This window comes from Stenotrophomonas maltophilia (genome assembly GCF_004920835.1).
GTDB lineage: Bacteria > Pseudomonadota > Gammaproteobacteria > Xanthomonadales > Xanthomonadaceae > Stenotrophomonas > Stenotrophomonas maltophilia_AQ.
This window is the reverse complement of the sequence record NZ_QFHO01000005.1, coordinates 68,230-81,367: the sequence shown is the minus strand read 5'-3', so window position 1 is coordinate 81,367 and position 13,138 is coordinate 68,230. Positions and strand designations below refer to the sequence as shown.

Here is a 13,138-nt window from a genome sequence, read left to right as displayed (position 1 = left end):
GCCATGCCCGGCGGAATGCCGGCCGGCTACAGCGCTTCCAGGCTGCACCACGGCAGTTGCGGCAGGCCCTGCCCGGCTACCGCAGCAGCCAGCTGCGCGTCGGCCCCCTGCACATCGATACCCTGCCGTGCATACCACGCCGGGTCGTAGTAGCTCTGCGCGTAGCGCTCACCGCTGTCGCACAGGATGCTGACGATGCTGCCCTGGTGGCCGGCCTCGCGCATCCACTGCGCAGCCTGCAGCACGCCGATGAAATTGGTACCGGTGGAGCCACCCACGCGTCGGCCGAGCTGGCGGCTGACATGGCGCATCGCGGCCAGGCTCAGTGCATCGGGCACCTTCACCATCGCATCCACACTGGTCGGAATGAAGCTCGGTTCCACCCGCGGCCGGCCGATACCTTCCACGCGCGAACCGCCGCTGCAGGTCAGGCCGCGCCAGTCCTGCTGGCCGGCCACGGCAGCCTGATAGCCATCGAAGAACACCGACACTTCCGGGTCCGCGCAGAGGATGCGGGTGTCATGCCGGCGGTAGCTGACATAGCGGCCCAGCGTGGCCGCGGTACCGCCGGTACCGGGGCTGCACACGATCCATTCCGGAACCGGGCTGGGCTCTTCGGCCATCTGCTTGAAGATGGATTCGGCGATGTTGTTGTTGGCGCGCCAGTCGGTGGCACGCTCGGCGTAGGTGAACTGATCCATGAAGTGGCCGCCGGTCTCGCGGGCCAGCTTCTCCGAATCACAGTTGAGATCGCAGGCGCGCTCGACCAGGTGGCAGCGGCCACCATGGAACTCGATCGCTGCGATCTTTTCCGGCGAGGTCGTGGCCGGAATCACCGCGATGAACGGCAGGCCCAGCAGACGCGCGAAATAGGCTTCGGACACCGCGGTCGAACCGCTGGATGCCTCGATCACCGGCCGCCCCTCGCGCAACCAGCCGTTGGTCAACGCATACAGGAACAGCGAGCGGGCCAGCCGGTGCTTGAGGCTGCCGGTGGGATGGCTCGATTCATCCTTCAGGTACACATCGATGCCCTCGAACCCGGGCAGCGCCAACGGGATCAGGTGGGTATCGGCGGAACGGTTGAAATCGGCTTCGATCTTGCGGATGGCGGCGGCCACCCATTCACGCTGCGACATGGCGGGCAATGGTCATCAGGACGGAACGGTGCGATCCAGCCATTGTACGTCGCGGTGCCGTCAGGTGCTGGCCGGTAGAATGAAGCTATCCGGCCGGCAACGGCCCTGTCTGAAGGACCTCCCCCATGACCATTCCCGCCCTGCGCGATGTCCCCGGCGTCGCCGCCCAGGCTCCGGCCGAAACCACCGGCTTCGTGTTCAACCACACCATGCTGCGGGTGAAGGACATCACCGCCTCGCTGGACTTCTACACCCGCGTGCTCGGCTACCAGCTGATCGACAAGCGCGACTTCGCCGAAGCCCAGTTCAGCCTGTACTTCCTGGCCTACGTACCGGCCGGCGCCGTGGTACCCGAGGATGACGACGCCCGTCGCGTGTGGATGGCCGGCCTGCCGGGCGTGCTGGAGCTGACCCACAACCACGGCACCGAGAGCCAGGACGGCGCGGTCTACCACGACGGCAACAGCGACCCGCGCGGCTTCGGCCACATCTGCGTGTCAGTGCCGGATATCGAGGCCGCCTGCCAGCGCTTCGAGGACCTGGGCGTGACCTTCCAGAAGCGCCTCACCGACGGCCGCATGAAGAACCTGGCCTTCATCAAGGACCCGGACGGCTACTGGGTCGAGATCATCTCCAACTGACCCCAAAAGGGGACGGAGGGGATCAAGTCGTTTCTGGCACTATTGGCCGGAAGCGACCTGATCCCCTCCGTCCCCTTTTTTTGCGAGGTTGGTATGGAAACGATGGAACTGCACCGCGGGCGACTGATCGACCACATCCAGCTGGTCGTACGCGACCTGGCCGCCAGCCGGCGTTTCTACCAGGCGGTGTTCGATACGATCGGCATCCCGATCGCCGGCGAAGGCGATGATTACTTCTGGGCCGACGAGCTGTTCATTTCCAGCGCCAGCAGCGAAGCCGCCGCCGGCCAGCTGACCGGCCGCCACCACCTGGCGTTCCAGGCCCGCGACAGCGCCACCGTCGATGCCTTCCACACTGCGGCCATCGCTGCCGGAGGCAAGGACAACGGCGCACCCGGCGAGCGCCCCTACCACCCCGGTTACTACGGCGCGTTCGTGATTGATCCGGATGGCAACAACATCGAAGTGGTCTACCACGGCCCGGCGAACTACAGCGCCGACTCGGTGAAGGTCACTTTCTGATTTCACCGAAGCCGTGAACGAAGAAGCCGGGCAATGCCCGGCTTCTCTCGTTCCGACAATGGAGTCCTCAGTGGGCCGCCATGTAGATGTCCTGCAGCACGGCCTTTTCCAGCTCCAGCTCGCCCAGCAGGTTCTTCACGATGTCGCCCAGGCTGAGGATGCCCACCAGGAGCGTGCCTTCGGTGACCATCAGATGACGGCGCCGCGAGTACGTCATCAACGACATGGCCTGCTTCAGGGTCGCTTCCGGCGCAATACCTTCCAGGCCAGTGGACGGCAGGCTGGAAATCACCCGGCGGCCGGCCTGCGGGCCGTCGTCGGCCAGGGTACGCACGATGTCCTTTTCGGAAATGATGCCAACCGGGGCATCGTCCTTCATCACCACCAGCGCAGCGATCCTGTTCGCGCTCATCTTGTGGGCGGCGGCACCGATGGTGTCTTCGGCGTCGATGGTGATGACAGCTTCTTTCTTGGATTGCAGGAGTTCGCGGACGTTCATTCTTGTTTCCTGGTGCAGGTCACTGAAGTCAAAAAAGTGTGCTCTTCCGATACGCCCCCTCCCCGGGAACAGACCTTTCAGCGCACGTCTGGCGCACCCGCCTGCCGCTTGGAATGAATCGGCAGACGTCGTGCTGCAACGCGAACGAGGTGGGCTCAACGGCTCAACCCGACCCTCGGTCAAAGTGATTCTACGACTGCGACCATCGGTCACTACCGGCATCGATAGGACAGTTCGTCGTGGGAACCAACTGACGATCCAGAGAATGGCACCGTGGCTGAAACCGCCGCTGAATACAGGCGATGTCGCGCATTAAAGATTGATTGCCGGCTGCCGACAGCGGACAGAACACCCGGCGGCTGTCCCACTTGCCACGGTTACCGGCGCAAACGAAAGGGGCCCACGTGGGGCCCCTTCGCATGCAGTATCCAATGGATCCGGCGGGGTTACTCCACCGTCACGCTCTTGGCGAGGTTGCGCGGCTTGTCCACGTCGGTGCCACGCGCCAGTGCGGTGTGGTACGCCAGCAGCTGCACCGGGATGGTGTGCACGATCGGGCTGAGCACGCCAGCATGGCGCGGCGTGCGGATCACATGCACGCCCTCGGACTCGTTGAAGTTGCTGTCCTGGTCGGCAAACACGAACAGCTCGCCACCACGGGCGCGCACCTCCTGCATGTTCGACTTCACCTTTTCCAGAAGGCTGTCGTTGGGCGCGATCACCACCACCGGCATGTCTTCGTCCACCAGCGCCAGCGGGCCATGCTTCAGCTCACCCGCCGGATAGGCCTCAGCGTGGATATAGGAGATTTCCTTCAGCTTGAGCGCGCCTTCCAGCGCGATCGGGTAATGCAGGCCACGGCCCAGGAACAGCGCACTGCTCTTGCGCGCGAAACGCTCGGCCCAGGCAGCGATCTGCGGCTCCATGTTCAGCGCGTGCTGCACGCTGCCCGGCAGGAAGCGCAACTGCTCCAGGTAGTCCGCTTCCTGCGCCGCGTCGATGCGGCCATGCAGCTTGCCCAGCACTACGGTCAGCTGGAACAGCGCGGCCAGCTGGGTGGTGAAGGCCTTGGTCGAGGCCACGCCGATCTCGGCGCCGGCGCGGGTGTAGCAGACCAGTTCGCTGGCGCGCGGGATCGCACTCTCCGGCACGTTGCAGATCGACAGCGTGTGCTTGTGGCCCAGCGACTTGGCGTACTTCAGCGCCTCCATCGTATCCAGCGTTTCGCCGGACTGGGAAATGGTGACGATCAGGTGCTTCGGGTTCGCATAGGCGGCGCGATAGCGGTACTCGCTGGCAATCTCCACGCTGCACGGCAGGCCGGCAATGGCTTCGATCCAGTAACGCGCGGTCAGGCCGGCGTAGTAGCTGGTGCCGCAGGCGATGATCTGCACGCCTTCGATGCCCGACAGCACGGCCTCGGCATTCTTGCCGAACAGCTCGGCCGGGAAACCACCGGCGTCGATTGCCGCCTCGATGGTATCGCCCAGCGCACGCGGCTGTTCGTGGATTTCCTTCTGCATGAAGTGGCGGTACGGGCCCAGCTCCAACGACGCCAGCGACACGTCGGACAGGTGCACGTCGCGCTCGACCGGCTGGTCATGCTCATCGAAGATGCGCACGCCGTCGCGGCGGATTTCGGCGGTGTCGCCCTCCTCCAGGAAGATCACCTTGCGGGTGGCCGACAGCACCGCCGAAACGTCGGACGCGACGAAGTTCTCGCCCTCGCCCAGACCGATCAGCAACGGGCAACCCATCCGCGCGCACACGAAGCGCTCCGGTTCGGCGCGGCTGACCACGGCCAGAGCGTAGGCACCGGTCAGTTCCTTCACGGTGCGCTGCAGCGCCACCAGCAGGTCATCGCCGTCCTTCAGGTGATGGTGGATCAGGTGCGCGATGACTTCGGTATCGGTCTGCGACTCGAAGCTGTAGCCCAGCGCACGCAGCTTCTCGCGCTGCTCTTCGTGGTTCTCGATGATGCCGTTGTGCACCAGCGCCACGCCGTGGCTGATGTGCGGATGCGCGTTGGCCTCGGTGACACCGCCATGGGTGGCCCAGCGCGTATGGCCGATACCCAGCACTGCATTGAAGCCCTCGGCCTCGGCCGCAGTGGCCATTTCCGAAACGCGACCGGTGCGACGCACGCGGCGTACATCCCGGCGCTCACCCTGGTCGATCACCGCGATACCGGAGGAATCGTAACCACGGTACTCAAGCCGCTTCAGGCCTTCGATCAGCACCGGCACTACGTCGCGATCAGCGATCGCACCTACGATTCCACACATGTCAGGCGTTTCCTTGAAGACGATCGGCGCATTCTAGCCTGCGCGTCCGGCGTCGCCCTCCTGTCCGCTTAATGAAAGTGTCCGGAAAGGTGTCCGCGGACACACGGACACTTTTCGCACCCATCCAAATCATTGAACTGAAAGGAAATAAAGTTGGCATGCATCGTGCTTGTATCGGGTACCACCCAGGCACCACCGACAGGCACGCATCGATGATCCGCGACACCTCCGCACAGGACCAGATCGTTTCCTCCGCCCCGGCAGGCACCACCCGCGCCTCCTGGCAGCGCTACCGCTGGCCGGCGCTTGCCGCCATCGCACTGCTGGCCGGCATTGGCTGGGCGGTACATGCCTGGTCCAATGCCAGCCGCTCCTTCGACAGCAGCCGCGTGCGCATCGCCGAAGTGAAGCGCGGCGACCTGGTCCGCGACATTGCTGCCGACGGCCGCGTGATCGCTGCCAACAGCCCGATTCTGTATGCCATCTCGGCCGGTACGGTGGACCTGAAGGTGGTCGCCGGCGACGTGGTCAAGAAGGGACAGGAACTGGCGGTCATCGACAGCCCGGAACTGCGCAGCAAGCTGGCCCAGGAACAGGCCACCCTGGCCGGCCTGGAGGCTGAATCGAGCCGGGCCGCACTGGACGCCACCCTGGCCCGCGCCAAGTCGCGCAAGGAAACCGATCAGGCCACCATCGAACGGCAGGCCGCCGACCGTGACCTGCAGCGCTACCAGCGCGGCTATGACGGCGGCGCGGTGCCGCAGATCGACCTGGCCAAGGCCAAGGACTCGCTGAAGAAAGCCGACATCACCCTGGCCAACGCCACCATCGATGCCCGCCTGCAGAGCCAGGGCGCGGACCTGGATGCCCGCAACAAGCGTCTGCTGGCCGATCGCCAGAAGGCGGTGGTGGCCGAGGTGCAGCGCCAGGTCGACGCGCTGACCCTGCGCGCACCGTTCGACGGCCAGGTCGGCCAAGTGCAGGCCATCCAGTCCACCAACCTGGCCGCCAACGCGCCGGTGCTGGGCGTGGTTGACCTGTCCAAGTTCGAAGTCGAGATCAAGGTGCCGGAGAGCTTCGCGCGCGACCTGGCGATCGGCATGCCGGCGCAGCTGACCGGCGGCAACGGCAAGCCGTTCCCGGGCGAGATCAGTGCGGTGTCGCCGGAAGTGGTCAACGGCGAGGTCAACGCCCGCGTGCGCTTCGCCAGCGCGCAGCCGGAAGGCCTGCGCCAGAGCCAGCGGATGTCGGTGCGCGTGCTGCTCGATACCCGCAAGGACGTGCTGAAGGTCGAGCGCGGCCCGTTCGTCGAACAGGGCAACGGCATCGCCTACGTGATGGATGGCCGCACCGCGGTGCGCCGCCCGGTGGAGCTGGGCGTCAGCAGCCTGGGCGAAGTGGAAATCAAGTCGGGTGTGCAGCCGGGGGACCGCATCGTGGTCTCCGGCAGCGACCTGTTCAAGGACGCCGAACGCGTCTCCGTCAACTGATACCTGATACCTGAATCCTGGAGAGAGGACACCCCATGTACATGCTCGAAATGCGTTCGGTCGCCAAGGTCTTCCGCACCGAACAGGTGGAAACCCATGCGTTGCGCTCGCTGGAACTGCAGGTCAAGGAAGGCGAGTTCGTCGCTGTCACCGGCCCGTCCGGCTCCGGCAAGACCACCTTCCTCAACATCGCCGGTCTGCTGGAAACCTTCACCAGCGGCACCTACATGCTCGACGGCCAGGACGTGAGCAAGCTCGGCGACGATGCGCGCAGCCGCCTGCGCAACCAGAAGATCGGCTTCATCTTCCAGGGCTTCAACCTGATCCCCGACCTGAACCTGTTCGACAACGTCGACGTGCCGCTGCGCTATCGGAAGATGAGCGCCAACGAGCGCCGCGAACGTATCGAGAAGGCGCTGAGCCAGGTCGGCCTCGGCTCGCGCATGAAGCACTATCCGAATGAACTGTCGGGCGGCCAGCAGCAGCGCGCGGCCATCGCACGCGCCCTGGCCGGCAGCCCGCGCCTGTTGCTGGCCGACGAACCGACCGGCAACCTGGACACGCAGATGGCCCGCGGCGTGATGGAACTGCTGGAAGAGATCAACGCCGCTGGCACCACCATCGTGATGGTCACCCATGATCCGGAACTGGCCGCCCGCGCGCAGCGCAACGTGCACATCGTCGATGGCCAGGTGACCGACCTGGTGCGCGAGCCGGTGCTGGCCACCCCGCCGCGTCACATCGTCGCCGTCAACGAGTGAGGGCCCGACCATGTTCGCCTACTACTCCCGACTGGCGGTGCGCAGCTTCCGCCGCAACAAGGTACTGACCGCGCTGATGGTGGTTGCCATCGCGCTGGGCATCGGCGCCTCGATGACCACTTTGACTGTGTTCCATGTACTGTCCGGCGACCCGATTCCCGGCAAGAGCGACCGCCTGTTCTATGTGCAGCTTGATGCCGCGACCGGCGCCTATGTCGCTGGCGAGGAACCGGAAACCCAGCTGACCCGCTTCGACGGTGAAGCCCTGCTGCGCGAAGCCAAGGGCGAGCGACAGGCACTGATGAGCGGCGGCGGCGGTACCATCGAACCGGACAACAGCACTCTCAAGCCCTTCAGCATCGACACCCGCTGGACCTCGGCCGACTTCTTCCCGATGTTCGAGGTGCCCATGCAGTACGGCCGCGCCTGGACGCGCGAGGACGATGAAGGCCGTGCACGCGTGGTGGTCATCTCCAAGGCGCTCAATGACAAGCTGTACCAGGGCGCCAACAGCGTGGGCCGCGACCTGCGCATGGAAGGTCAGAGCTACCGCATCGTCGGCGTGATGAAGGAATGGAGTCCGGAGCCGCACTTCTACGACCTGACCACGGGCAGCTACGGCAAGAACGAGGACCTGCTGCTGCCGATCTCCACCTCCTTCGACCTGAAGCTGGGCAACAACGGCAACATGAACTGCTTCGGCGAGAATCCCGACGGCAACAGCTACTCGCTCAACGCACCGTGCGCGTGGCTGCAGTACTGGGTGGAGATGGACCCGGCCAAGGCCGCCGACTACCGCCGCTACCTGGAGAACTATTCGACCCAGCAGCGCGAGGCCGGCCGCTTCAAGCATCCGCCGAACGTGCGCCTGCGCACCGTGATGGAATGGCTGGACTTCAATGGCGCAGTCCCCAGCGATGTGCGCCTGCAGCTGTGGCTGGCGCTGGGCTTCCTGGGTGTCTGCCTGGTCAACACGGTGGGCCTGCTGCTGGCCAAGTTCCTGCGCCGCAGTGGAGAGATCGGCGTGCGCCGCGCCCTCGGTGCCAGCCGTGGCCAGATCTTCCTGCAGTGCCTGGTGGAAGCCGGTGCGGTCGGCGTGGTCGGTGGCGTGCTGGGTATCGGCCTGGCCCTGCTTGGCCTGTTCGCGGTGCGCCAGCAACCGGTGGAATACGCAAAGCTGGCCCACCTGGACGGCAACATGCTGCTGCTCGCGCTGGGCCTGACCCTGCTCGCCAGCCTTGCCGCAGGGTTCCTGCCCGCCTGGCGCGCCATGCAGGTCACCCCGGCCATCCAGCTCAAGTCGCAGTAAGCACCCGAACGAGGACTCCCATGGACATCCGCCCCATCCTCAGCACGCTGCGCCGGCACAAGACCGCCGCTGCCCTGATCGTGCTGGAAGTCGCACTGACCTGCGCCATCGTCTGCAACGCGCTGTTCCTGGTCAGCCAGCGCGTGGAGAAGATCAGCATGCCCAGCGGCATCGCCGAGAGCGAACTGGTCATGCTGCGCGTCAGCGGCATCGGCAAGCAGACCGACGCCATGGCCCGCACCCGCGAGGACCTGGCATCGCTGCGCGCGATTCCCGGCGTCAGCAACGTCACCATCATCAACCAGGTCCCCTTCCGCAACGGCTCCTCCAGCAGCAGCATTTCGCGTGTGATCGACCAGGAACGGCCGACCACCAACGCCTCGATGTACACCCTGTCCGAGAACGGGCTGGCCACGATGGGCATCAACCTGATCGCAGGCCGCGATTTCCTGCCCGACGAGTACCAGAACTTCGAAGACGCCAGCAAGGGCGGCGCAAAGGAGAACGCAGTCCCGGTCATCCTCACCCAGGCCACCGCCGCCAAGATGGAACCCAATGGCAGTGCGCTGGGCAAGACCTACTACATGGGCAAGCAGCCGCTGCATGTGGTCGGCATCGTCGACACGCTCAGCACGCCCAACGGCTGGAATGACAACTGGACCAACTCGATGCTGCTGCCCATGCGGCGCACCTTCGACGAAGGTGGCACGTATGTGCTGCGCACTTCGCCGGAACGCCGCAAGGAAGTACTCGATGCCGGTGCCGCCGCGCTGGAACGCAACGACCCCAACCGGCTGATGCGCGACAAGCTGACCTATGAAGACCAGCGCAAGGACTTCTTCAAGAACGACCGCGCGATGGTCGGCCTGCTGATCACCGTCAGCATCTCGCTGCTGGTGGTAACCGCGCTGGGCATCATCGGCCTGGCCAGCTTCTGGGTGCAGCAGCGCAGCAAGCAGATCGGCATCCGCCGTGCGCTGGGCGCGACCCGCGGGCAGATCCTGCGCTACTTCCAGACCGAGAACTTCCTGCTGGCCACGCTGGGCATCGTGCTGGGCATGCTGGCGGCCTACGCCATCAACCTGGCGCTGATGAACCTGTACGAGCTGCCGCGCATGCCGCTGTACTACCTGCCGCTGGGTGCACTGCTGCTGTGGGTGCTGGGCCAGATCGCGGTGTTCGGGCCGGCGCGGCGTGCGGCGGCGGTGCCGCCTGCGGTCGCCACGCGGGGCGCGTGAGATGCGCGCCTGCGCGATGTGCCTGATGCTGCTCCTGCCATTGCCGGCGCTGGCCGGCGGTGGCAGTGCGCAGACACTGGAGTGGCGCCAGGATGCCGCGCGGTTGTCATTGCGCTCAACGGAGGGCCAGGTGCGCGTGGAGGCCGCCAGCCCGGAAATGCGCTTCGGCGTGCGCAGTGGCGATCGCATCCTGCGCGTGGACGACACGGCGGTGCGCCGGGTCGAACACCTTGCCGAGGCCCTGCGTCATGCCAACGCAGCCACCGCCTATCTGTTGCTGCGCCGCGACAAGCGCGAACTGACGGTGGCGGTCGACGCCGCAGCCTGGCGCCAGGCGCTGGAGGTGCCGCCGCCACCTGCGCCGCCACGGCCCCCGGCGCCTCCCCGGCGCTGAGCGAGGGCCGCTCCTGCACAGCCACGGGTTTGGCTATGCTTGATGGGTGGCGCCGGGCTCTCCCGGTGCGTGGACACGAACGGCTCCAACGGCGCCGCCCATCCCTTTCTGCAGAACCGCTTGATGCCTGCGATCCTGATCATCGACGACAACGCCAGCGTGGGTACCGCGCTGGACGTGCTGTTCTCCCTGCACGACATCGACACCCTGCAGGCGCAGAGCCCGTCCGAAGGGCTGGCCCTGCTGGAGTCGCAGCCGGTCGACCTGGTGATCCAGGACATGAACTTCAGCGAGGACACCACCTCCGGCGAAGAAGGCGAGGCCCTGTTCGCGCAGATCCGCGCGCGCCATCCCGATCTGCCGGTGATCCTGCTGACCGCCTGGACCCACCTCAGCAGCGCGGTGGATCTGGTCAAGGCCGGTGCGGCCGACTACCTGGCCAAGCCCTGGGACGACCGCAAGCTGATGACCACGGTCAACAACCTGCTGGAACTGTCCGAGGCGCGCCGCGAACTGGACCGGCGCCGCAGCCGTGAACTGCGCCAGCGCAATGCGCTGGAAGAGAAGTATGACCTGTGCGGCGCGGTCTTCGCCGACCCTGCCAGCGAGCGCGTCATCGCACTCGCCTGCCAAGTCGCACGCTCGGAACTGCCGGTACTGATCACCGGCGCGAACGGTGCCGGCAAGGAGAAGATCGCGCAGATCATCCAGGCCAATTCCCTGGTGGCCAAGGGTCCATTCGTGGCGGTCAACTGTGGCGCGCTGCCTTCGGAACTGATCGAGGCCGAACTGTTCGGTGCCGAGGCCGGTGCGTATACCGGCGCCAACAAGGCGCGCGAAGGCAAGTTCGAGGCCGCCGATGGTGGCACCCTGTTCCTGGATGAGATCGGCAACCTGTCGCTGGGCGGGCAGATGAAGCTGCTGCGTGTGCTGGAAACCGGCCGCTTCGAGCGCCTGGGCTCCAACCGCGAACGCCAGGTCAAGGTCCGCGTGGTCAGCGCGACCAATGCCGACCTGCCGGCGATGATCCGCGACGGCACCTTCCGCGAAGACCTCTATTACCGCCTCAACACGGTGGAACTGGTGCTGCCGCCGCTGGCCGATCGCCCGGGCGACATCGTGCCGCTGGCCGAGCGCTTCCTGACCGCTGGCAAGCCCCTGTCCAGCGCCGCCACCGCCGCCCTGCAGCGGCACCCGTGGCCAGGCAACGTGCGCGAACTGCGCAACGTGATCCAGCGCGCCGAACTGCTGGCTACCGGCAACCGTATTGAAGTGGCCGATCTCAACCTGCCGCGCGCAGCCGCCGCACCGCGCCCGGCCCCCAGTGCGGGCAATGACCCCGACCGCGCGCGCATCGAGGAGGTACTGGCGCGCAACCATGGCGTCATCGCCCAGGCCGCCGCCGAACTCGGCCTGAGCCGCCAGGCGCTGTACCGGCGCATGGACCGCCACGGTATCCCGCGCGAATGAAACGGCGCTCGTTCACTTTCCGCCTGTTCCTGCGCCTGCTGCCGGTGCTGGCGCTGGCCGCCGCGTTGCCGTGGCTGCTGGCCTACTGGATGGACCATGGCTGGGTGGTGACCACGGTGTCGGCGTTGATCCTGCTGTCGCTGATGTGGTGGACCCTGCGTCGCGCTACCGCCCCGGTGCGGTCACTGATGCGGGCCCTGGCGGGCACCACCAGCAGCTATCGCGACGGCGAATACAACTTCGGCGTGCACTGGCCCGGCAATGACGAGCTCGGCGACCTGGTGCAGGCACACCGCGAACTGGGCGATGTGCTGCGTGCACAGCGGCAGGGCCTGGTGCAACGCGAACTTCTGCTGGACACGATGGTGCAGAACACGCCGGTGGCGATGCTGCTGATCGCCTCGGGCGGTGATGGCATCGCCCGCGTGGTGTTCTCCAATCTGGCTGCGCGCAAGCTGCTGCATGGCGGCTGGAAGCTGGAAGGCCAGCGCCTGGAGGACGTGCTGGAACAGGTGCCGGTGGAGCTGCGCGATGCCATCGCCCGTGGCGGTGACAGCCTGTTCGCGGTGCATGCCGAGGGCGAGGACGGCGATGAGGACGACGAGCAGGTCTACCACCTCTCGCGCCGGGCCTTCCAGCTCAATGGTCGTCCGCACGACCTGCTGCTGGTGCGCCTGCTGACCGCCGAGCTGCGCCGCCAGGAAGTACAGACCTGGAAGAAGGTGATCCGGGTGATCAGCCACGAGCTCAACAACTCGCTGGCACCGATTGCCTCGCTGGCCCACTCCGGCGGTGTACTGGTGCAGCGTGAGCGCTTTGACCGGCTGCCGGAGATCTTTAGCACCATCGAGGATCGTGCACGCCACCTGGAAGGCTTCATCCGCGGCTATGCGCGCTTTGCCAAGCTGCCGCAACCGCAGTTGCAGACCGTGCACTGGGCCCCCTTCCTGTCCAGCCTGCGCCAGCAGATCCCGTTCGGCATGGAACGTGAGCCGGACGAGGAACTGAGCAGCCGCATCGACATCGCCCAGTTCGGGCAGGCACTGCTGAACCTGTTGAAGAACGCGCACGAAGCCTGCGCCGAAGCAGAGCCGCCCAACGATGACGTACAAGTGCAACTCACGCGGCTGCCGCAGTGGCTGCGCCTGGACGTACTGGATCGCGGCAAGGGCATGAACGAGCAGGTGCTGCAGAATGCGCTGATGCCGTTCTATTCGACCAAGCGCAATGGCACCGGGCTGGGCTTGGCCTTGACCCGCGAGATCGTGGAAGCGCATGGCGGCCGGGTATCACTGCAGAATCGCGGCGATGGCGGGTTGTGCGTGTCGATCCTGTTGCCGGTGGGTTGAGCGGGTAGGTCCACGCCATGCGCGGATGTGCCGACCAAGGT

At 66.0% G+C, this 13,138-nt stretch carries 12 protein-coding genes; 9 read left to right on the top strand and 3 right to left on the bottom strand.

Annotated elements, in window-relative coordinates:
• Positions 1 to 26: 26 nt before the first annotated feature.
• Positions 27 to 1,139, bottom strand: coding sequence for a PLP-dependent cysteine synthase family protein (locus DI041_RS05795; protein WP_046984989.1), 1,113 nt, complete (start codon positions 1,137 to 1,139; stop codon positions 27 to 29).
• Between the two features lie 125 nt (positions 1,140 to 1,264).
• Here DI041_RS05795 and gloA point away from each other — a divergent pair, with 125 nt between their 5' ends.
• Together gloA and DI041_RS05785 are read left to right on the top strand one after the other, a co-directional pair.
• The gene (gene gloA / locus DI041_RS05790; protein WP_136639044.1) at positions 1,265 to 1,780 is read left to right on the top strand and encodes a lactoylglutathione lyase; all 516 of its coding nucleotides are present in this window, start codon (positions 1,265 to 1,267) and stop codon (positions 1,778 to 1,780) included.
• 93 nt (positions 1,781 to 1,873) lie between these two features.
• On the top strand, positions 1,874 to 2,302 hold the full coding sequence (locus DI041_RS05785; RefSeq protein ID WP_065724641.1) for a VOC family protein: 429 nt from the start codon (positions 1,874 to 1,876) through the stop codon (positions 2,300 to 2,302).
• A 67-nt stretch (positions 2,303 to 2,369) separates the two neighbouring features.
• Here the strand turns inward: DI041_RS05785 and DI041_RS05780 are convergent, their stop codons facing one another.
• Both DI041_RS05780 and glmS read right to left on the bottom strand, forming a co-directional pair.
• On the bottom strand, positions 2,370 to 2,801 hold the full coding sequence (locus DI041_RS05780; RefSeq protein ID WP_046984986.1) for a CBS domain-containing protein: 432 nt from the start codon (positions 2,799 to 2,801) through the stop codon (positions 2,370 to 2,372).
• A 446-nt stretch (positions 2,802 to 3,247) separates the two neighbouring features.
• Complete coding sequence (glmS, locus tag DI041_RS05775) at positions 3,248 to 5,086, bottom strand: glutamine--fructose-6-phosphate transaminase (isomerizing) (RefSeq protein ID WP_046984985.1); 1,839 nt, start codon at positions 5,084 to 5,086, stop codon at positions 3,248 to 3,250.
• A gap of 212 nt (positions 5,087 to 5,298) precedes the next feature.
• Between glmS and DI041_RS05770 the strand changes: the two genes are divergently transcribed.
• The 7 genes from DI041_RS05770 to DI041_RS05740 all read left to right on the top strand — a co-directional run bounded on the left by DI041_RS05770 (position 5,299) and on the right by DI041_RS05740 (position 13,097).
• On the top strand, positions 5,299 to 6,576 hold the full coding sequence (locus tag DI041_RS05770) for an efflux RND transporter periplasmic adaptor subunit (RefSeq protein ID WP_046984984.1): 1,278 nt from the start codon (positions 5,299 to 5,301) through the stop codon (positions 6,574 to 6,576).
• Between the two features lie 35 nt (positions 6,577 to 6,611).
• The gene (locus DI041_RS05765) at positions 6,612 to 7,337 is read left to right on the top strand and encodes an ABC transporter ATP-binding protein (RefSeq protein ID WP_006394322.1); all 726 of its coding nucleotides are present in this window, start codon (positions 6,612 to 6,614) and stop codon (positions 7,335 to 7,337) included.
• 10 nt (positions 7,338 to 7,347) lie between these two features.
• Positions 7,348 to 8,646 (top strand): ABC transporter permease, encoded by a 1,299-nt coding sequence (locus DI041_RS05760; protein WP_136639045.1) that lies wholly within the window; start codon positions 7,348 to 7,350, stop codon positions 8,644 to 8,646.
• A gap of 20 nt (positions 8,647 to 8,666) precedes the next feature.
• A complete protein-coding gene (locus DI041_RS05755) occupies positions 8,667 to 9,884 on the top strand; it encodes an ABC transporter permease (protein WP_136639046.1) in 1,218 nt (405 codons plus the stop codon).
• 16 nt (positions 9,885 to 9,900) lie between these two features.
• Positions 9,901 to 10,278 (top strand): PDZ domain-containing protein, encoded by a 378-nt coding sequence (locus DI041_RS05750; RefSeq protein WP_183080218.1) that lies wholly within the window; start codon positions 9,901 to 9,903, stop codon positions 10,276 to 10,278.
• Positions 10,279 to 10,401: 123 nt separating this feature from the next.
• Positions 10,402 to 11,748: a sigma-54-dependent transcriptional regulator gene (locus DI041_RS05745; RefSeq protein WP_032129058.1), complete on the top strand. Its 1,347-nt coding sequence runs from the start codon at positions 10,402 to 10,404 to the stop codon at positions 11,746 to 11,748.
• Positions 11,745 to 13,097 (top strand): sensor histidine kinase, encoded by a 1,353-nt coding sequence (locus tag DI041_RS05740; protein WP_136639047.1) that lies wholly within the window; start codon positions 11,745 to 11,747, stop codon positions 13,095 to 13,097. The genes DI041_RS05745 and DI041_RS05740 overlap by 4 nt, the downstream gene beginning before the upstream one ends.
• The last annotated feature ends 41 nt before the right edge of the window (positions 13,098 to 13,138 follow it).